The 20,208-nt window shown below is 41.8% G+C and carries 19 protein-coding genes and 1 pseudogene; 9 read left to right on the top strand and 11 right to left on the bottom strand.

The window, feature by feature from the left end:
* Nucleotides 1-216: 216 nt before the first annotated feature.
* From QZ735_RS16155 to QZ735_RS16170, 4 genes are read right to left on the bottom strand one after another with little or no spacing between them, the layout of a single operon-like run.
* Nucleotides 217-1,185 (bottom strand): TniQ family protein, encoded by a 969-nt coding sequence (locus tag QZ735_RS16155; RefSeq protein ID WP_294250509.1) that lies wholly within the window; start codon nt 1,183-1,185, stop codon nt 217-219.
* On the bottom strand, nt 1,185-2,084 hold the full coding sequence (locus QZ735_RS16160) for a TniB family NTP-binding protein (protein ID WP_294250512.1): 900 nt from the start codon (nt 2,082-2,084) through the stop codon (nt 1,185-1,187). Before QZ735_RS16160 ends, QZ735_RS16155 begins: the two co-directional genes overlap by 1 nt.
* On the bottom strand, nt 2,062-3,972 hold the full coding sequence (locus QZ735_RS16165) for a helix-turn-helix domain-containing protein (RefSeq protein WP_294250515.1): 1,911 nt from the start codon (nt 3,970-3,972) through the stop codon (nt 2,062-2,064). Before QZ735_RS16165 ends, QZ735_RS16160 begins: the two co-directional genes overlap by 23 nt.
* Entirely contained in the window at nt 3,969-4,673 is a 705-nt protein-coding gene (locus QZ735_RS16170; protein WP_294250518.1) for a TnsA endonuclease N-terminal domain-containing protein, read from the bottom strand. Before QZ735_RS16170 ends, QZ735_RS16165 begins: the two co-directional genes overlap by 4 nt.
* A 112-nt stretch (nt 4,674-4,785) precedes the next feature.
* Here QZ735_RS16170 and QZ735_RS16175 point away from each other — a divergent pair.
* Both QZ735_RS16175 and QZ735_RS16180 read left to right on the top strand, forming a co-directional pair.
* Nucleotides 4,786-5,463 (top strand): annotated as a pseudogene (locus QZ735_RS16175) (ATP-binding protein); the annotation flags it as partial.
* Nucleotides 5,464-5,684: 221 nt separating this feature from the next.
* Nucleotides 5,685-6,008 (top strand): hypothetical protein, encoded by a 324-nt coding sequence (locus tag QZ735_RS16180; protein WP_294250523.1) that lies wholly within the window; start codon nt 5,685-5,687, stop codon nt 6,006-6,008.
* Here QZ735_RS16180 and QZ735_RS16185 read toward each other — a convergent pair.
* Both QZ735_RS16185 and QZ735_RS16190 read right to left on the bottom strand, forming a co-directional pair.
* Nucleotides 6,005-6,481: a YdeI/OmpD-associated family protein gene (locus QZ735_RS16185; RefSeq protein WP_294250525.1), complete on the bottom strand. Its 477-nt coding sequence runs from the start codon at nt 6,479-6,481 to the stop codon at nt 6,005-6,007. The genes QZ735_RS16180 and QZ735_RS16185 overlap by 4 nt on opposite strands.
* Nucleotides 6,482-6,555: 74 nt before the next feature.
* Nucleotides 6,556-8,757: a S46 family peptidase gene (locus QZ735_RS16190; protein ID WP_294250528.1), complete on the bottom strand. Its 2,202-nt coding sequence runs from the start codon at nt 8,755-8,757 to the stop codon at nt 6,556-6,558.
* Between the two features lie 95 nt (nt 8,758-8,852).
* On the opposite strand from QZ735_RS16190, the gene QZ735_RS16195 reads away from it, so the two are divergent.
* Nucleotides 8,853-9,278 carry an META domain-containing protein gene (locus QZ735_RS16195; protein WP_294250531.1) on the top strand — a complete coding sequence of 142 codons (426 nt, stop codon included), beginning with the start codon at nt 8,853-8,855 and terminating at the stop codon, nt 9,276-9,278.
* A 176-nt stretch (nt 9,279-9,454) separates the two neighbouring features.
* Here the strand turns inward: QZ735_RS16195 and QZ735_RS16200 are convergent, their stop codons facing one another.
* The 4 genes from QZ735_RS16200 to QZ735_RS16215 form a co-directional block, all read right to left on the bottom strand.
* On the bottom strand, nt 9,455-9,871 hold the full coding sequence (locus QZ735_RS16200) for a hypothetical protein (protein ID WP_294250534.1): 417 nt from the start codon (nt 9,869-9,871) through the stop codon (nt 9,455-9,457).
* Between the two features lie 6 nt (nt 9,872-9,877).
* A complete protein-coding gene (locus tag QZ735_RS16205) occupies nt 9,878-12,406 on the bottom strand; it encodes a collagen-like protein (RefSeq protein WP_294250537.1) in 2,529 nt (842 codons plus the stop codon).
* Nucleotides 12,407-12,411: 5 nt separating this feature from the next.
* Nucleotides 12,412-12,903 (bottom strand): T9SS type A sorting domain-containing protein, encoded by a 492-nt coding sequence (locus QZ735_RS16210; RefSeq protein ID WP_294250540.1) that lies wholly within the window; start codon nt 12,901-12,903, stop codon nt 12,412-12,414.
* Nucleotides 12,904-13,172: 269 nt separating this feature from the next.
* Nucleotides 13,173-13,880, bottom strand: a complete 708-nt coding sequence (locus QZ735_RS16215; protein ID WP_294250543.1) for a LytTR family DNA-binding domain-containing protein — start codon at nt 13,878-13,880, stop codon at nt 13,173-13,175.
* A 229-nt stretch (nt 13,881-14,109) separates the two neighbouring features.
* On the opposite strand from QZ735_RS16215, the gene hflX reads away from it, so the two are divergent.
* From hflX to QZ735_RS16245, 6 genes are read left to right on the top strand one after another with little or no spacing between them, the layout of a single operon-like run.
* Nucleotides 14,110-15,354, top strand: coding sequence for a GTPase HflX (gene hflX / locus QZ735_RS16220; RefSeq protein ID WP_294250545.1), 1,245 nt, complete (start codon nt 14,110-14,112; stop codon nt 15,352-15,354).
* Nucleotides 15,351-15,980, top strand: a complete 630-nt coding sequence (locus QZ735_RS16225) for a DUF4919 domain-containing protein (protein ID WP_294250549.1) — start codon at nt 15,351-15,353, stop codon at nt 15,978-15,980. Before hflX ends, QZ735_RS16225 begins: the two co-directional genes overlap by 4 nt.
* A gap of 28 nt (nt 15,981-16,008) precedes the next feature.
* Nucleotides 16,009-17,286, top strand: a complete 1,278-nt coding sequence (locus QZ735_RS16230; protein ID WP_294250550.1) for a sodium:proton antiporter — start codon at nt 16,009-16,011, stop codon at nt 17,284-17,286.
* A complete protein-coding gene (locus QZ735_RS16235) occupies nt 17,273-17,998 on the top strand; it encodes a DNA alkylation repair protein (RefSeq protein WP_294250552.1) in 726 nt (241 codons plus the stop codon). Before QZ735_RS16230 ends, QZ735_RS16235 begins: the two co-directional genes overlap by 14 nt.
* Nucleotides 17,998-18,396 (top strand): DUF6122 family protein, encoded by a 399-nt coding sequence (locus tag QZ735_RS16240; RefSeq protein ID WP_294250556.1) that lies wholly within the window; start codon nt 17,998-18,000, stop codon nt 18,394-18,396. Before QZ735_RS16235 ends, QZ735_RS16240 begins: the two co-directional genes overlap by 1 nt.
* Nucleotides 18,393-19,463, top strand: a complete 1,071-nt coding sequence (locus tag QZ735_RS16245) for an ionic transporter y4hA (protein ID WP_294250559.1) — start codon at nt 18,393-18,395, stop codon at nt 19,461-19,463. The genes QZ735_RS16240 and QZ735_RS16245 overlap by 4 nt, the downstream gene beginning before the upstream one ends.
* A gap of 346 nt (nt 19,464-19,809) precedes the next feature.
* Here QZ735_RS16245 and QZ735_RS16250 read toward each other — a convergent pair whose 3' ends face one another.
* Nucleotides 19,810-20,190 carry a group III truncated hemoglobin gene (locus tag QZ735_RS16250; protein WP_294250562.1) on the bottom strand — a complete coding sequence of 127 codons (381 nt, stop codon included), beginning with the start codon at nt 20,188-20,190 and terminating at the stop codon, nt 19,810-19,812.
* Nucleotides 20,191-20,208 lie beyond the last annotated feature (18 nt).

A 20,208-nucleotide genomic window follows, 5' to 3' on the forward strand; every position in this document is an offset into this window, starting at 1 on the left:
TAAAAACAATTATATCCCTTTATACAATTTTATTATTTTTTATTCCTTATTGAAATACGTCATTTTTTTTATCTCTTTTAAATTAAATTAACTTATAAATAAAATATATTCACAATATAATATCATATATATTAAATATAATATATAAAATATATACAATATTTTTTGTTAATCATACAATTAAAATATTATATAACTATATAATAAACAATACAGTTAAAAACTTTTAAAAATATGTTCGAATGAATAAGGAAGTATCTGATCTTTATTAAATTCACTAAGCCTTAAATTATGATTTTGTATGAGATATCTAAGAAAATCATAATCATTTATAATTTTACATGTCATTTCGAATATAGATAGTCTATCTTCTATAGGCCAGAATCTAAAGCTTTCTTCATTTTCAGGCAATATCCCAAATTCAAATTCACATGCATTTCTTAAACGACCCCAAACTTTATGTTTTCGTGATAGTAGATTATTAATGATATGAAAAAGGTGGAAATACGAAAAGCTGTAATGTATATTCTTAGAATATCCTGAGTTTAGAATATTATCAATACATATTTGATTTTTAAATTGTTCATCACTTGCTGTTATAGAACTTAATGTCAAATCATAATTACAACCTGCGCATAAATTAAATGAATCTATAAGAGTTCTCTTTTTATTACCCTGTTCTAGTCTATGAAAAGTAATAGGATATTTACACGCTGGGCAAGAATCCTTTAGAAGGACTTTACAATTACAGCAAACATATGAAATACTTAATCTCCACTGTTTTTTATAGTATGGTTTATTTTTTAAGCATACTGGACAATATAATAAACCCCTCTGCTTACGTATCCTATGGCGAATTCCTAATGGTAAAATTCCTAAAGTATATCCTGTGGGATTATGATGTTCAAATAACTTATATTTATAACTAGTTAAAAAAAGATCATCAATATCAGCATATTCTAACGGACTATTTTCATAAATAATTCTTTTTAAATGACTAGTAGGCATATTATCTGTATCCCTGTTCCAAAACTGTTGATTTCCAAAGTAATATTTGCCAAATGAATGACTTTTTACCATATGTGACTGCGCTAATCTCACATACCAGCTTGTAAACAATTCATCCTTATAGGGAGGAATATAATTTGCCCAAATATTTTTTTGTAAAGATGGAACGAAAGGCATTATAAATTAGTCCTTCTCAATATCTTTTTCCGATCTTCCGGAGAAACATAATCAATATTATCGAGAATTTTGTGATCAATCTTATTGATCCCACTCTTAATAGCAAGTTCTCCGGCTTTTGTTAAAATTGTATTTATTTCACCAATCAAACCTTCTGACATTGATAAAATTCTTGACGCCATGGAATTTTCTACAAGGAAAGAAGGATTCTCAAGAGGAATCAAAGCTTCGTAGTTAACTAAAAGCTGAAGAAATGCTTCGTTATTCTTCCATCTTTCTAAGATCATTGTTTCAAAACGATTTGCTAATTGTGGATCTGATTGAATGACATTAAAAGCGTCTCTAATTCCGACACAAACTATTGAGATTTTAAGTTCATTACTTAGATATTTTAAAACATTTAGAAATACTCTTTGCTTAACTGGGCTTCCCGCAAGCACATGGTGTATTTCATCAATAATTAATAGTTTAATTTCCAGTTTTTTAAATAGAGATATAATTCTTCTCTGCTTTACATCTGGATTTTCACTTTTAATGATAGGAGCATTAAGCAATTCTAAAATCTTATTATAAAAACTTTTCTCGTCAGGTTCTGCGGGGGCCTGAACTATAATAACTGGTGCAATAACAATATCATATTCACCTTCACGGATATACGCATTATTTCTTTTATAAAATCTATTAATCAGCGCAGTCTTACCATTATTCGTTTCTCCTACGATAAGAAGATTAGGCATTCTGTCAACCGTTGGATAACCTTTGAGATCATCTAGCTTATTTATAATTTTTTCTGCCTGAGGATAGGGAATCCATTTTTGTTTTCTTAAGTAAGATATTTTTTCTTCTTCAGAACTATTCAGAACAATCTCCCTAGTTTTAGTTGTCAAATGCTTCATCATCTAAATTATCAAATGGTTTTAAATTAAATTCAATCGGCAAAATTATTTTCTCCTCTTCATTTTTATCATTAACTAGATTTAGCTTCAACTCTTTGTTAGTTTGAGATATATCTTCTAAAAAAGATTCTTTATTTGAAAATTCTTTATTGATGATTCTTCTGGAATTTTTAGATAATCTTTTTGTTGACTTTATAGCTTTTAGTTCAATTTCTTCTAACTTTTTATAAGTTTCAAATATATGATCCTGATTTATTGGTCCAGGGTTTTCTTCCTTCCATTTTTTTACTGCGGCCCTATATTCCCAAATGGACATTGGTGGATGCCTGGCATCACGATAAGGAATTTCAAAATATTCATTGGTATCCGGATCAAAGAAATATATCACGCTAATATCCTTAGGATTTCTTCTGAATGAATATTTCTTTTGTTTCTGTCTTTTATTTTCAACATTAATATATTTTCGAAGAATTTCATCATAATAATGAATGTGATCAATCACTACACCTGATACTTGAATAGTTCTTTCTGTGTAAGGCATAAAATCCAATCTTACTTTTCGTTCGTTATTAAACCGGGGAGGCAGACCTATTCCTTTAATCTCATCGTTGCCGAATATACCTTCAATATATTTTTCTTCGGGTGTTATGCCAATACCGGAATGCACCGTTTTATGATATACATTAACAATATAGGTTACCATCCATTTTTCAAATTCCGCTAATGTAAATGATGCATGTTTTTCTGATTTATATGTTGATCTTTCTTTCGTGTTAGAGAACGTTGTTCCTGGTAGATCATGTACAGCTTTTGAAAAGGATCCTAAAAATCTTTCAATATGTCCACCGTAGTGAGGTGTGGCAACCGGTCTAAACTCTAGATTTATACCGTAATTCTCACATGCTTTCTTTAACATAATTCCTCTAAATTCTTTAGCATTATCAACATGTATAGTTTCCATAACACCCCAGCAGGGCCAAGAGCCATCTACCCCTAATTTATTTAAATAAGCATCTTTTTCTAATATAGCATTTGAAACACATAATCCCGTACCCATAGCACCAGGAGGATCAAAAGAGATATTAATACCAACAATCATTCTGCTAAAAACATCAATTGCCACGGTAAGATATGGCCTATTAAAAGGTTGACGAAATACTTCATCAACTAAAATAATATCTACTGGAGTGTGATCAATTTGAACTACAGATAATGGATGATTTGCATGGGGAAAATTTCCTCTAATCGGACGAAATTTATTATCTGAAATTTTCTTACCATATCTCTGCGTAACTTTTTCTTGTTCTGAAATTTCGTTAATTCTCCTCCTTATAGTTGTTGAATGGGGCATTTTAATATCTGCTTTATTACATTCAAATGCTATTGCTCTAATGAGATAATTTATGGATTTTCTAAATGATGTAAGATAAACTTCTTCAATACATTTTTGAATAATTTGTTCTAACTCCTTTGATAGTCTAGATTTACCCCGACCGCCTGTCTTCTTTCTTCCTAATATAGAAGCAATACTTCCCGTCTGCTCATAGCGTCCAATCCATCTATATATAGTTGCTTTATCAACTTTGGCTTCTTCAGCTGCATTTTCTACAATTTTTAAATCTCCACGATTTTCTAATACAGGTCTAATTATACGAAATCTATTCTGAGCAATTTCCCAATCACTATCTGTAAGCTCGAGCATATTTCTATTTACAACTTCTTTATCAGATTGTGCAGGAGAAATTTCACTTATATTGACTGTATGAACGATTCCCGTTTCGATCTCTTCAATGCTTATCCTGCGAACATCTATATTTCGTATAATTGTGCACGGAATATCTTTATAAAGAATTTGCTGCCCTAAGTTTAAATAAAAAATTTCTGGTTTCATTTCGGATAGTGATTTTCATAAATTTCATCCAGCCATATAGAAGAATCCATACTAAGAGGATATTCCCATAAGCACCTTATTATATTATTTGAAACCATATACCACATATAATATATAAGTTCCATTTGCTTGTACTTGTCTTTTGCACTAATTTGTATTAGTTCTTTCGGTGTTGTACAAACCAAATCACACATGTTTTTTAGTAAGAGCTGAATATCGGGATGGTTGTGATCAAAATTATTCTTCTTATACCTATAAAGAAACTTGCAATTATCTAAATACTCAGTTCTAATATCATTTTCTGTCAGTATTTTAAATTCATATCCATTGAGTTTACAAAACTCTTCTGCAGCTGCAAATTTAGGCTGGTATTCTAATGCTCTATTCTTTAAATCATCTTTATACTTTATTTCAACTAAGACAGGTTTCGAACCCTGAGAAGAAAAACGATGATGCCAATAAAATAAGAAATCAGGGGTATAGTGACGTTGTTTTCCTTCAGAATCAGTGTAGTATATTGTCACAGGCTGCTCATGATAGGATTCTATGATCCAATCCATTTCGAGTAAATAAATAAAATCCCTTTCTAAAGAAGATTCAAACTGAACTTCTTTATTATTTTTAGCGCTAAAAAAGCTGCCGGAAAGTGAGCTGTACTTTAAACCGATTTTTCTCACCTTATTTTGTATGATTTGTTTCATCTAAGGTAAGAAATTAAATTTGTTCGCACTTACTACGCAAAAATATTTGTAAAGTAGGTGCGAATGTGAACGATTTTGCCATTTTATTTTGCATTTACTTTGCAAATATACAGGCGGAAGCTATCCGCAGCCCGGGGAGATTTCCCTTGCCCATAACGGAGTCCTCTTCCTGGATGAAATGCCTGAATTCAAAAGAACGGTACTGGAAGTGATGCGCCAGCCGCTGGAAGACCGGGAAGTAACCATCTCCCGGGCCCGGTTTACGGTAAACTATCCGGCCAGTTTTATGCTGGTGGCTTCGATGAACCCGAGCCCAAGCGGCTTTTTTCCGGATGACCCCAATAATACCTCTACGTCTTTTGAAATGCAGCGGTATATGAGCAAACTGTCGGGGCCTCTCCTGGACAGGATTGACATCCACATTGAAGTGCAGAAAGTAGAGTTTGAACAGCTGGCTGAGAGAAGGAAAGGTGAAAAAAGCGAAGACATCCGCAAGCGCGTACTCACAGCCCGCGGAATACAGACGGAACGGTACCAGGATCTGAATATAAGCTACAATGCCCAGATGGGCCCGAAAGAAATCGAAAAATTCTGCAGGCTGGATGAAAGTTCTTTCGGCCTAATCAAAATGGCTATGGAAAAGCTCAATCTTTCAGCAAGGGCCTATGACCGGATCCTGAAAGTGGCCCGCACGATTGCCGATCTGGAAGAATCACAGGATATTCTGCCAGAACATGTCTCAGAGGCCATACAATACCGGAGCCTGGACCGTGAATTCTGGAATGCTTAGCCTGAATTTCTCAGAAGTTTACCTTACAGATCTTAAAATTAAGAAAGGGCTGATCCATACGATTTCCAGGATACTCCGCCGCCGAATTTTCATTTAGAGGGACCGTCCAGCAGTAACTGAATCATTATTTTTTTTAAATCAGATTATAATGCGACACGTTTTGTCGCCTCGAACATTCATGTTTGCGGATATAAAGTTTTATCAACGAATTACAAGAAAAAATGAAAGATAAGCCTGTATCCATCCGTCAGAAAAAAGAAAATACAATACTCGATGAGACCCGTATCAATGATTTTGCACCTTATGAAACAATGGTCATCGATAAAAATATTGCAAAGATCAATTATGATCATAACCTGGTCATCAGCAATACGTTGGGGGCAGCTGCAGAATTTACCTGGCAGAAAGGGATTACCGAGAAAGGGTATTTCAAGGAACTGATCAATGATATCGGGGTAACGGTAGATCATAACAGTGATTCCATAACCGTTACCAATGGAGGGGCAAGACAGATACTGACTATCGTGTTCCGGGTACAGGATTAAACTCCCTTTTTACCGCTCAGGATCATTTCAATCATTTTCTTTTTCCGGTTTTCCCTGGTTTCCGGCTTTTTTGCTTCACTGATCCAGCGGATGTATTCTTTCCGGTGGGTATAGTTCATGGCATCAAACAATGCCTTCGCTTCCGGATTACCTACGAGGACAGAGAGGATATCATCCGGCATTTCCACGGTTCTTTCTTCCAGGTCTTCCGTAACGGATACAGAGATCTTATCCCCGAATGTTTTGCCGAGCTGTTGCCTGATATCCCGTGTTATTCCCAGAATATGGCATTCGGTTTTCATTCGGGCAAGGCTGCCGCGGTATTCTATTCTTCCGTCAAAAACCACTTTTACTTTTATCCTTCCTTTTTTACCGAATACTTCTTCTGCGGAGAAAGGGAATTCAATAAAAGCAGCATTGATGGAGCCATTCTGAAGGATAACGGCATGGAAGCGGACAGATGAAGTATTCATGTCAATGTAATTGTATATCCAAAAATAAAAAAACCGCAGAAAAAATCTGCGGTTCCTGAAAATATATCGGTAGATTATTTTTTCTTTCCTTTGGCAGGGGTTGCCTTCGGCATTTTTGTCTTGGTATCAGCAGGTGTATTTTCGTCTTTTACCAATTGTAATTCGTCGATCAGTCTTCTGGCACCGGCATATTTATCGATGGTCCAAAGTACGAAACGGACGTCTACGTTGATGGTTTTCTGCCATTCCGGTTCAAACACGATATCGCCGCTCAGGGCTTCACTGTTTCCGTCGAATGCGATACCGATCAGGTTTCCGTCAGCATCAATTACCGGCGAACCTGAGTTCCCTCCTGTAATATCATTGTTGGAAAGGAAGTTTACCGGCATATATCCTTTGGCGTCGGCATACTGTCCGAAATCTTTCAGGTTATAAAGGTCGATCACCCTTTGCGGAAGGTCGAACTCTTCGTCTCCTTTCTTGTATTTTCCTACAAGACCGGCCATATCGGTATAATAGTTATCGGTAACCCCGAAATAATTTCTGTCTTCTCTGATCGGAAGTTTATCCACAGTTCCGTATGTAAGCCTCATGGTAGAGTTGGCATCCGGATAGAATTTTTTCTCCGGCATCGCTTTCATCAGCCCGGCCAGGAACAGCCTGTTATTTTTTGCGAAATTATCATCAATTTTCACGAATCTTTCAGCAGAAGCTTTCTGGTCTGCTACCAGCGCATTGGCCATTTTCCATAACGGATCGGCATCCAGTTTCAGGATATCCGGGTTCAGCATGAAATTCGTTGCAGAAAGTTTGTTTGCAAAGATGGAAGAATAAGCGACATTGGAAAGGTTCTTCGAATCTAACCCCATAATGGTTTCAGAAGCTACGTCTTTATTTACTCTGGTCTGGTAAAGGTTAACCATAGAATTCAGCATTTCTCCTTCCAGCTTGGTATTGATGTTTTCATAAGCTGTTTTCAGGGCGGCCTCCACTTTTGGCTTCATGGCAATCCTTCCTGCCATATCCTGCTTGGCATAGGCCTGAAGCACGCTTCCTACCTGTAATGCCAGTGTAAAGTATTTTGCATTTCTCGACAGCTGCGTCATGTACATCCTTTCTACATTTCTGTCTGAGGTCTGTTTGTAATAGATGCCTATGTCTTCAAGCACCGTTTCATACTCCATAATGTTTGCCGGCTGTACTGCCCACGTCTTGAAACGTTCTTCTATTTTCTGCTTGTCTGCAATAGTTCCGTTTTTGATTACGGCATCGATGGTACCCTGTCTGTTTTTCCAGTAATTGGCTACGGAAGCATATTGGGAAGCATAATTAAGCTGGGTCCCTTTATCTTTATCCATATACTTTTTCATCACGTCCATGGCCAGCTTGGAAGCTTCCACCCAGGCCGGATAATCTTTGTTCACCATCTGCTGGATCCCGTAAGAAGTCAGGTAACGGTTGGTTCTTCCCGGATATCCCAGGATCATGGAGAAATCACCGGGCTTCACTCCTTTCAGGGAAACCGGTAAGAAATGTTTAGGTTTTAGAGGAACGTTGGTCGGAGCAAATTCAGCAGGATTTCCTGCCGCATCGGCATAGACTCTGAAAACGGTGAAGTCAGCAGTATGTCTCGGCCATTCCCAGTTGTCTGTATCACCGCCGAATTTCCCCAGCGCGGAAGGCGGAGCGCCAACCAGACGGATATCTTTGTAATCCTGATATACGAAATAATAGAATTCATTTCCATTGAAGAAATCCTTTACCACTACTGTATATTTTCCGTTTTCTGAATTTTCAGACTGGATGGCTTTGGTCTCTGCGTCGATCACTGCTTTTCTGTCTGCAGCGGACATATTATTATTCAGCTTCGAGTTGATTCTTTGGGTAGCATCATCCATTCTCACCAGGAATCGTACGTACAGGTCCTTGGCATTGAATTCATCTTTCTGCTTCATGGCCCAGAAGCCATTTTTCAGATAATCTTTTTCCGGAGTGGAAGCGGCCGCTACAGCACCGTACCCACAGTGGTGGTTGGTAAAAATAAGACCCTGGTTGGAAACAATTTCCCCGGTACAGAATCCGCCAAAGCTTACAATGGCATCTTTAAGGCTTGAATTGTTCACCGAATAAATTTCTTCAGGCGTAAGATGCAAACCTTCTTTTTGCATATCTACCCCATTCAGTCGCTTGACCAGCATTAACAGCCACATCCCTTCGTCTGCCCGCATCTGGACGAAACTTAAAAGGAACGTGAATAACAGAAGTATTCTTTTCATTTTATAAAATAATTTTTGTGTCGCTAATTTACTACTTTTTTATGGTTTCACGCCCGTGAAGGCATGAAAATGGTTGTGAGAAGGTTATGAAAAAAATGATCTTGCGTATTTTAACCCTTTCATATGCAGGCCTTATCATAAGCTGTAATTCTTTGCCGTCCCGGAATCCGCAGCTGCAGCGGGAATGGATGCTTGTTGCCTTCAGCTCCTATTCCAAACAGGAACTGATCTCCGACGGAGCAAAAATCGATCTTACGGCACCGGTACAGAACGGTGAGATCCGCGGCGGGGCATTTATGGGCTGCAATAGAATGTTTTTCAGTTCTATGTTTAAAAAAAACGGCACCCTGAAAATCTCCGGCCTGAGTTCAACCATGATGGCATGCCCTGACATGAAGCTGGAAGATGATTTCGCAAAGGGCTTCAGAAATATGACGCGTTATAAAATCGACGGACATTTCCTGATTCTGGATGATAAACAGGGAAATACCATGAAGTTTATCGCCTCAGACTGGGATTGATTCCGAAACCAGATTGTAGGCAGAACAAGGAAATAACCTGTAAAAGGGACCCGAGTCGTAATTTATGCTGACATCCGCTTTTACAGGCAATACAAAATGAAGTACAGGCTACCAGTATCCTGAAATAAAAAAGTCCGCTTTTAAAGCTGACTTTTTATTAAAACAGGTAATTATGGTCAATTCCTGGGAATCGTTTTCCTGATTTCCCGTATGCTGAGATTGGGCGTACTCTTCAGGCGTCCTGTTCTTGCCGGATCTCCGGATGAAACTGCCGTTTTGGACGGTCTGTTGCCGGGCACTGCGGCCATGATCTCTTCAAAGCCGGCTGTAGCCGGAAGCAGTTTCCCGCTGTTGCTTTTGGGAGGTTCCTGTTTGGCAGCAGGCTTCCCGGTGTCCAGCCCCTGCTCGGAAACCAGTACGGTTGCAGAAGGCTTCTGAGCCGTCCTCTCCTTTGCTTCCTTCATCATTTGTGCTTCGAATGCTTTTGATTCTTTATAATAGGCCGCTTCCTGAACTTCAGGATTTTTTTTATCCTGCTGAGCGCAGAGCTGCATGCTGATCGCTGAAAAAGCAATAATGTATAATGATTTCATGATTTATTATTTAATGTTTACCAATACGTTAATTTTTCCGGTTCCGTTTTGATCGTAATCTTCAAGTGCCTTTCCGATGACCTGCCCGATTTTCACTTTTTTCAGATTGGCTTTCATTCCCACTCCGGTTTTTGAAGAGGTAACCAGAAGGTCTCCCCGTTTTATTTTACCGCCTTCCAGGCATACTTTTGTAGGGATTACTCCGATAACACCCATCGGAACTTTATCTGAGATGCTGGTATCAATATGTTCTTCCGTCAGCAGGACGCCGGGTTTTGTAGCGTATACGCCTGCCACAAGAGTGGAATATGCGCCTGACGATTTCTCAACTGCCCGGTCTTTGGTGGTTGAAATGACAAGTATGTCACCCGGTTCATATGCCGAAATATTCCCTTCCACATCAAAGGCTTCCGCAATATCGGCACCGCTGTTCTGGGTGCCCCCATTGAAGAATGCTTTTCCTTCGCTGTTGATCCTGGCAACATTTACGGGAGAAGCAGTAGAATTCCCCGCTTTGAATACCGCAAGGGCACCGGTTCCTGTAGATTCCACCGTTAGGGTAGGATTGCTGTTAGAGGCATTGTAATTGCTGAATTTTGCGGCATGGCCGGTTCCATAATCGGGAATCCAGGCATAAATTGCACTTCCTGAACCGTCGGCCGTGGCTTCTATTGCGGTTCCGTCATTGGCTGCATTGGCAGTAATCCCGTTGCCGTGGCCTTCGGAAAGCGCAAAGATTGCAGGCCCGTTTCCACTGGCATTGGAAGCATAGAACAGTCCGCCGTAGCCTCCCAGTCCTGCAGACTCTCCGTAAATACCCGCTGTTCCGAAATCGGCAAACTGTGAGTTTACCTTACCGTGCAGTGCTGCAGACGTTCCGTTGGCATTATCTACAAAGAAATCCCCGGCCATCCCGTTGGCTACCGTTTTGGCAGACAGTACCGTTTTGGCATTGGAAGCATTGAAATTCTGGAAATCGGCGGCCTGGCCTGAAGCCGTGGACGGCACCCATCCGTAAATGGCTTTTCCCGTTCCGTTCACATTGGCTTCAATGGCATTTCCGGCATTGGAGGCATTGGCCATAATGGCTTTTCCATGACCGTTGTTAACCACCATCAGGGTATTTCCCTGGCCGGTAGCACTGGAAGAATGGAAAGTTCCGGCTGTTCCTCCGGGACCTGCCGATTCTGCAAAGACGGCACTGGACCCGAAATTGGCAAATACCGTATTGGTCTTCGCCCGGATGGCAGGCGCTACGGTATCCGAATGCGTAGATTCCGCATAAAGCCCCGCCCCGGCCCCGGGAACTCCTGTATCGCCTAAGGAATTGGTAGAGGCTTCCAGTGTATTTTTATCATTGGCCATATTGGTATTTTCAAATCTTCCGGCCCGGCCTTTACTTCCACTGATTCCCACCTGGCCCAATACGCCCGCACCGGTACCTGAAGTATTGCCGGCAACAAATCCCCGGATCCCATATCCGCCGCCGTCATTACGGCCTACGATAGCACCGGCAATGTCACTGGTGTTCCGGCCTACGATGGCTTCCCCTTCCCCATTATTATCTCCGACGATCCCTGCTGAAACCGGACTGCTGGTAGCTCCGTGTACGGCGTATCCCGCTCCTGTAGAGCTGTACACCCCTTTTCCGGTACCGGTTGTACTGGCATATACTACATTTCCGTTGCCGACAGTATTGGCATTGAAAACATTATTGTTGTTGGAAGCATTAAAAATCCCTACATTGGCTGCAATTCCGGACCCGGAAGTGGCATTAAGACCGGTTCCGGAGGTACTGTTGGCGTAGATTCCGTATCCGGCACCTGAAGCATTTCCGTAAACCCCGACTCCTGTAGGTGCTGATCCGTATATTCCCCATCCGCTACCGTCATGGCTTCCCCAGGTACCTATTCCCTGCGATGCGGTTCCTGAATTCACTCCTTTTACCCCCACGGAAAAACCTCCCGGTGCAAGATGGTTCACTACTCCTTTTATAGAGGTTATATTGGAAGTCGTCGTCGTATTGATTCCCTCGATAGAGGCTCCGTCACCGTCATTGGTAATCGAAAAGAGATTGCCTGCATTGGTAAAAGTATTGATGAACGGAATGGCAAAACTTCCGGCAGAAACGGTACCGGCCGATTTGGCAAACAGGGCGTAAGGCACACTCAGCAGCTGGCTCGTTCCGGTAATGCTATAGTTGGTGCCACCTGTAGGATCGGTTTCCGTTTTCATATAATAGCTTCCTGACGGCCAGTTAATGGTATTGAATGCACCGGCAAGTACGGTCCCCGTCCCGATTTCCATAGTAACCAGCCCATTGGCATTGGTAGTTCCGGTAAGCCTCTCGGAAAACACAGCAGTTCCCGAGGGAGACCCCTGTAAGATGCTTATTTTAACCCCGATGTTCTGATTGGCAAGAATCTGACCCGAAGAATTCCTGATAATGGCCTGATAGCTCATTTTTTCAGGTGCCTGTGCAAAGGCGAACTGGGTGCCCAACAGCAACCCTATGGCGATAATCATTTTTTTCATGGCACTTATTTTTTGATGATTTTGAATGTTTTTAGATTTCTGCCTTCCTGATTGATCCTGATGATATACATAGCGGAGGGAAGAGAAGAGAAATTGAGCTCAGATTTGGACTGACTGATTTTACCGGACATGACCTGTTTGCCCTGGGCATCGAAGAGCTGGTAATCTGAACCATCAAAACGATGGCTGTTGAAATCCAGATACAGGTAATCTTTTACGGGGTTCGGATACAGTACGATTCCTGCTCCGTTTTCTTTGGGGACTGAAACCTCGCCGGCGGCAAGGACAGTGGTGATTTCATAGGCCTGCTGTACGCCTTCGGAGATTTCCGTGTTGTTGCCTTTGGCAAAGTAAGCGGCCTGACCGATGCTGTAGGAAACAGAGCCGCCGCCACCCGATGCATTGGCACCCGTGACCAGAAAAGCGGTCTGTGCCTTCAGCAGCACGGCGGGGACAAAAAACAACAGAGAAAAACATGAAATAGATGTTCTTTTCATATACAATGATTTTGCGATTGGTATTATTTGGTGTGCTTAAAAGAGATCTTTTAAGTATATAAATTTACCTATATATTATAAGTATTATACTAAAAATAGATAAACGACGTTATTAATCGACGAATAACAATCTTGAACTAAAATATATTAAAAATTAATGCATTATGATTGAATATTATTCACCCTGTATTTTATTTATCATTGCATACGGACTTTTAAGCTGAACATATTTCCCTTTGGTATTTTTTAAAATTCAGAAAATAACAGGATTACGGAACGAAAAAATCCAGATTGTTTTTGTATGCCCGGCCGATGGGCAACCTGATCTGGCGCACCAGTTCCACTTCATTTGTATTTTTCACACGGATCAGGTGCCTGGGAACAGCAAAGCTCCTGTGAATCCGTACAAAGGATCTGAAATCTTTTTTCTGAAGCATGCTTCCGATAGAATCCAGGATGCAGTATTTCTTTTCCGAAGTGATGACAAGCGTGTAATCTTTTAATGCCTCCAGGTAGACAATGTCACTGATCTTGATCTGACTTATGACTCCGCCTTCTTTGATTCTGATGACATTTTTACCGGTCAGGGCATCAAAATTTTCCGACTTTTCCTTCATTTCTAAGAAATCGGAAACCCGTTGCATTGCAAGACCCAACCGTTCTGCTCTTAAGGGTTTAATAAGAAAATCGGAAGTGTTTGCCTCAAAGGCATCAATGGCATATTCCGGCCTGCTGCTCATAAAAATACAGGCGGGAATATGACGGGTGATTTTCCGGAACTCCATACCGTTCATTCCGGGCAGGTCCATATCCATAATAACAAGGTCGATCTGCGTATCCAGATGCAGAACTGCTTCCTCTGCGGAACCAAAAGAACCGATAACCGTCACCGTACCGTATTGCTTCAGGTGCTGATGCAGAACCAGCCGGTCCAGTTCTTCTGCCTCGATAATCATACATCGTATAGAGTTAATCATGATTACTACAGTTTTTACGTAAACTAAATTTACGGCTAAATTTGCTGAATATATAAGATTATGGTACAGAAAATGCAAAGTCCTGAGGCTTTACATAGCATATCCTGAAACTTTACAGGTATGTGTTGTGATTCTGCGTGGTATGGCCTGGCCTGATCCTGCAAAATTCAGTTTGGTTTTCTTCATGAAAAATGCTATCTTGTAAATCTCACAATTTAGACAGAACCCAATGTTAGAAAAGAAAGAACATCAATACGAGAAAGCTGTTTTGGTAGGTGTTATTACCCAACATCAGGATGAGGAAAAACTGATCGAATATATGGATGAACTGGAGTTTCTTGCTTTTACCGCAGGAGCTACCGTAGACAGAAGATTTACCCAGAAACTTACCCAGCCGGATTCCAAAACATTCATAGGAAGCGGAAAAGCCCAGGAAATAAAAGAATACGTAAAGGAAAACGAAATAGGAACGGTGATTTTCGATGACGAGCTGTCGCCTTCCCAGCTGAAAAATCTGGAGCGCGAAATAGAAGCAAAAATACTGGACCGTACCAACCTGATCCTGGATATCTTTGCCCAAAGGGCCCAGACCTCGTATGCCAGAACCCAGGTGGAACTTGCCCAATACCAATACTTATTACCAAGGCTGACCCGGATGTGGACCCACCTTGAGCGCCAGAAAGGGGGAATCGGGATGAGAGGTCCCGGTGAAACGGAAATTGAAACCGACAGAAGGATCATCCGCGACAGGATTTCCCTCCTGAAAGAAAAACTGAAAACCATTGATAAGCAAATGGCTACCCAGCGGAACAACAGGGGAAAAGTGGTGCGCGCCGCTTTGGTAGGGTATACCAATGTCGGGAAATCAACCCTGATGAATTCCCTGTCCAAATCTGAAGTATTTGCCGAAAACAAGCTTTTTGCCACCCTCGATACCACAGTACGCAAAGTAGTGATCGGAAACCTGCCTTTCCTGCTCACGGATACGGTTGGATTCATCCGTAAGCTGCCGACCCAGCTGGTAGAATCTTTTAAATCCACCCTGGACGAGGTAAGGGAAGCTGACCTGCTGATTCACGTAGTGGATATCTCCCACGAAAGCTTTGAGGACCATATTGATTCCGTAAACCAGATCCTTATGGAAATCAATGCCCACCAGAAGCCGATGATTATGGTATTCAACAAGATCGACGACTTCAGCTATGATAAAAAAGACGAGGACGACCTTACCCCGGCCACCCGTAAAAATATTTCACTGGAAGAATGGAAGAATACCTGGATGGCTAAATCCAAATATCCTACGGTTTTCATTTCAGCATTAACCAAAGAAAACTTCCCGGAGATGAAGAAAATGATCTATGAAGAAGTCATGAAAATCCATATCTCAAGATTTCCGTACAATGATTTCCTTTTCGAGTATTTTGATAATGACGAACGGGATGAAGAGCATGAAGAACACCACAAAAACGAATGATGAAATACTTCCTGTTCCTGCTCATTGTGCTGTTTCCGGTTTCCGTTTTTGCCCAGAAACCCAAAATTGATTTTAAAGCCGTTGAAAAAAGTCTTACCAGTGAAAAATCGCCTTATCACTATGACAAGCTGATTTTCAAATACAAAGCCTATCCGAAATCACTGGACAGTATGGAGTCGCAATACCTGTACTACGGACGGAATTTCAGGAAAGACATCATCTCTACCACAGATGATGATTTCAAAATGCTGGCAGCCGATTTTAAAAACGGAAATTTTGACGAATGCATAAGACTCGGAAAGATCCTGTATGATAAGGATCCCACAAATCTGGATATTCTCCTCATTCTGCTGAAAGCTTATGATTCCAAAAAGGATGGCAACAATTTCATGCACCACCTCAGCCAGTTCAGGGCGCTTACCGATGCCATAAGAGGTTCCGGCGACGGAAAGTCGGAAGAAACCCCGTTAATGGTGAACACGGTGGGAGACGAATACATCCTGCTGAATATCATGAATCTGGGACAGGAATACAACAGGACTTCAGCCGCTTCCAAAGACGGCATGCTGGATCTGTGGCAAAAAGAAAACAACAAAGTTTATATCAAGGTACTTTATATCGAATAAAACAAAATTTAATTAAAAAAACAGCTTAGTGGAGTTATATTATTCATTTTCAGCTTTAATCGTATTAGCCTCTATTTTTTCATACCTTAACTACAGATTCCTGAAACTGCCCAGCACGATCGGGATTATGGTAATCGCCATTGTGGTTTCCATTTTCCTTGTCCTTTTCGGGGAAACCGTTCTGCCGAGAACCTTCGGGCATCTTCATAACCTGATGAGCAGCATCGATTTCACGGAAGTGCTGATGGGTGCCATGCTTAATTTCCTGCTTTTTGCAGGAGGAATCCACGTCAACATCGATGATCTTAAAGAACAGCTCAGGCCGGTCATTATATTCTCTACGATAGGAGTGGTTATTTCCACCTTTCTGGTAGGGTTCGGTATGTTCTATCTGCTGCCGTTCCTCGGGATACAGCTGCCGTTTATTTACTGCCTGCTTTTCGGAGCCCTGATCTCGCCTACCGATCCGGTAGCGGTTCTCAGTATCCTGAAACAGGCCAATGTCTCCAAATCGCTGGAGACGAAAGTTGCCGGGGAATCCTTATTCAATGACGGTATGGCCGTTGTGGTTTTTACCGTTGTGCTTCAGCTGGCTATCGGTAATGAAGTGGATCTGGGTGTAGAAAGCATCGGACTTCTGCTGCTGAAGGAAGCCGGCGGAGGCTTATTGCTGGGTGTGATCCTGGGTTGGGTTACTTCCAGGCTGATGCGCGAAGTGGATGATTATATTATTTCTGTACTGGTTACCCTCTCTGTGGTAATGGGAGGTTATCTAGTTGCTCGGCAGATGCATATTTCCGGACCGCTGACCATGGTGGCAGCCGGCCTCTTTATGGGGAATTTCAATGTGAAATTTAAAATGAAATCCATTACGCAGGATTACCTGATCAAATTCTGGGAACTGATTGATGAGATCCTGAATGCCGTCCTTTTCCTTTTCATCGGATTTGAGCTTCTGATGATCCGGGACCTTGAGCACTTTATGATTCCCGGGATTATTGCCATTGCCGTGGTTTTATTTGCCCGGTTTATTTCCATCTGGGGACCTACCAAATTCATGAGGACCACATTCAGTCCCCAGACCGTCAAAGTACTCGTTTGGGGCGGAATCCGTGGCGGGGTTTCCATTGCGCTTGCACTCTCCATACCTAAGAACGATCACAGTACTGCTGTATTAAGCATTACCTATTGTGTAGTGGTATTCTCTATTATTGTTCAGGGGCTTACCATTGCCAAGGTTGCCAATCCCAATAAGATAGCCAGGGAAGAGGAAGCCCTGGAAACCGTTTCTGATGAAAAGCACTGATCCGGAAAAGGAAATCCGGGAAGCGCTGGCCCTGTTGGCACTGCCTGAAAAAGCAGTTTCTTTCCGGAAATTTTTCAAAACCGGAAAAGGGGAATATGGCGAAGGCGATCTCTTTCTGGGCGTAAGCGTGCCCGATCAGCGGCTGGTGGCAAAAGAATATTATCAAAAGATCTCCCTTGCGGAATTGGGCAGCCTTCTTGCTTCACCTTACCATGAACACCGGCTGACCGCCCTCCTGATCCTGGTACTGAAGTTTGAAAAAACAAAGGATCAGCAGCTGCAGGCTGATATCATAGACTTTTACCTCAGTCATCTTTCCGCCATCAACAACTGGGACCTTGCGGATACCAGCTGCTATAAGATCCTGGGCCGGTATGCTTTTGAAAACCGGAGAGATGATGTATTAAGGAACCTCTCCGGTTCGGAGACCATGTGGCACAGGAGGATAGCCGTCGTCGGGACTTTGTACCATATCCGAAAGAACTCTTTCGGGCTTACCCGGGAACTGGTGACCCAGAACCTCAGCCACCCGCATGACCTGATACAAAAGGCAAACGGCTGGATGCTGCGGGAAATGGGACAAAAGAACAAAGAAGAATTGATCCTGTATCTCGACCGTCATTATAAGGAGATACCCAGGACCTGCCTGCGGTATGCCATTGAAAAACTGGATGAACCGTTGCGGCAGGATTATCTGAAAAACAGAATCTGATGGACTCCATTTTCTTAAAAACATTTATCCACTATTTCCTGCATTTTATCTTTCCGGTTTTTATTGCATGGATTTTTTACCGCAATCAGTGGAAAAAAGCCTACTTCATTATGCTGGCGACCATGCTGGTGGACCTGGACCATCTTTTTGCCGATCCTATCTTCGATCCTGACCGGGGCAGTGTCGGGTTTCACTTTCTTCATTCCTATTACGCCATTGCGGTGTATTTTTTGATGCTTTTTTTTAAAGGAAATATCCGGATCATCGGTACCGGACTGTTACTCCATATGCTGACGGATTTTCAGGATTTCCATCTCTGGAATCTGCTGAATCATCATGAATATGGCCTTGATTATTTCAGGCATCACAGATTTTTTGTATTTTACAGACACTTATGAATTTGAAAGAACTTTTACATTACACCTATGTTTTCCCTATCCTGGCAGTCGGCTATTACTTCTCGGGGCTGATGGGTACCGGAGTGTTTTTTGATATCCTGGCGGGCATCCTTCTCACCGGAAGTGTGATCTCTGCGGTTCACCATGCGGAAGTGGTAGCCCATAAAGTGGGGGAACCCTTCGGCACTATCATTCTGGCCCTCTGCATCACGATTCTGGAAGTAGCATTGATTATTTCCCTGATGGTGGCCGGCGGAGAACAGGCCATTACCCTGGCAAGAGATACCGTTTTTGCTGCCGTCATGCTGATTCTCAATGGTATCCTGGGCATCTGCATCCTTGTAGGCGGCGTAAAGTATTATGAACAGTTTTTCGCAAGGACTTCTGCCACGACCTACCTGGTAAGCATTGTTTCCATCCTCATTCTAACCCTCGTCCTTCCGAATTTTACATCCAGCGTTAACGGACCTTTCTACAATCAGGCTCAACTGATCTTCGTCTCAATTGCCTGCCTGGTCATTTACGGGATCTTCCTGATGGTCCAGACCATCCGGCACAGGAATTACTTTATCGTTCCGGAGGAACATTCCGAAGAAATGTATATCCCTTCCGTCAGGAAGACCACCATAAGTTTTATCTTCCTGGTGATCTGTCTGGCTGTTGTAGTAGTAATGGCAAAAGGCCTGTCTTCAACCATTGAAGGGATGGTACAGAGCCTGGGTGCCCCTAAATCGCTGGTAGGCGTTATCATTGCAGCGGTGGTTCTGCTTCCTGAAGGGCTGGCTGCCATCCGTGCTGCAAAGAGCAACCAGATCCAGTCGAGCCTCAATCTGGCACTGGGTTCCGCTCTGGCCAGTATCGGCCTTACCATTCCGGCAGTATCGCTGGTCTGTATCATGTATGACATTCCGCTGGTACTCGGGCTGGACAAAAAAGATGTGATCCTTCTGTCGCTGTCAGTCTTTATTGTCATGCTTTCCCTGAGCCGGGGCAAAACAAACATCCTTTACGGAACTGTATTGCTGGTGAACCTGGCGGCTTATATTTTTACGGTAATTGTGCCTTAAAAAAATAAGATGATCTCACTCAGAAGAAGAAAAATCGCAACAATCATGTGGTTCAGTTGCAATACAATAACTTAATGTGAACCCGAATGTATTTTAACTTCTATTCACATTATTATTTAATTTAAAAATAAAATTAATACTATTCAAGCACGATTTAAACGGAATGACAAACGATTTTGTTTGATCACAGTTGATTGTGATCCTACTTTGATAAAAGAAACTTTCCGGGATCCGGTTTCCTATTCCAGTCTTGTCATCAAGTCACTATTTCGGGTTTATGTTATTTTACAGGAATTTACGTTACCCACCCCGGTAACTGAAAGATGTTCCTGATTTACAAACAGCATTACAGCCTACGTGCCAGTTCCATCTTGAAAGCCATCAGTTTAGCAATATTTTCCGATTTGTTAATGGCCATGTTTGCAGTATAACCGGTAAAGCTCTCTTCAACAGTGGCTTTCCACAGCTCCAGCCAGCGGTCAAAGTGCGGCTGCTCCATGGCATGGACTTCATTGACAGGAAAATGGGCGCCCATCGGGTTGCCTTTGTAGGTCATCTGCCCGAAGAGAATGGATTCCCAGAAAGCATACATTTTAGGAAGGTGCTTTTCCAGTTCTATCCTGGCAACTTCGGTAAAGAAGAAGCCAATCTTCTCATCTTTTATCACTCTATTGTAAAAAGAATTGACCAGATTTTCTATATCTTCCCGGGTTTCAAGCTTTTTCATACTTCAAAGGTAATACAA

This window comes from uncultured Chryseobacterium sp. (assembly GCF_913776365.1).
Lineage (GTDB): Bacteria > Bacteroidota > Bacteroidia > Flavobacteriales > Weeksellaceae > Chryseobacterium.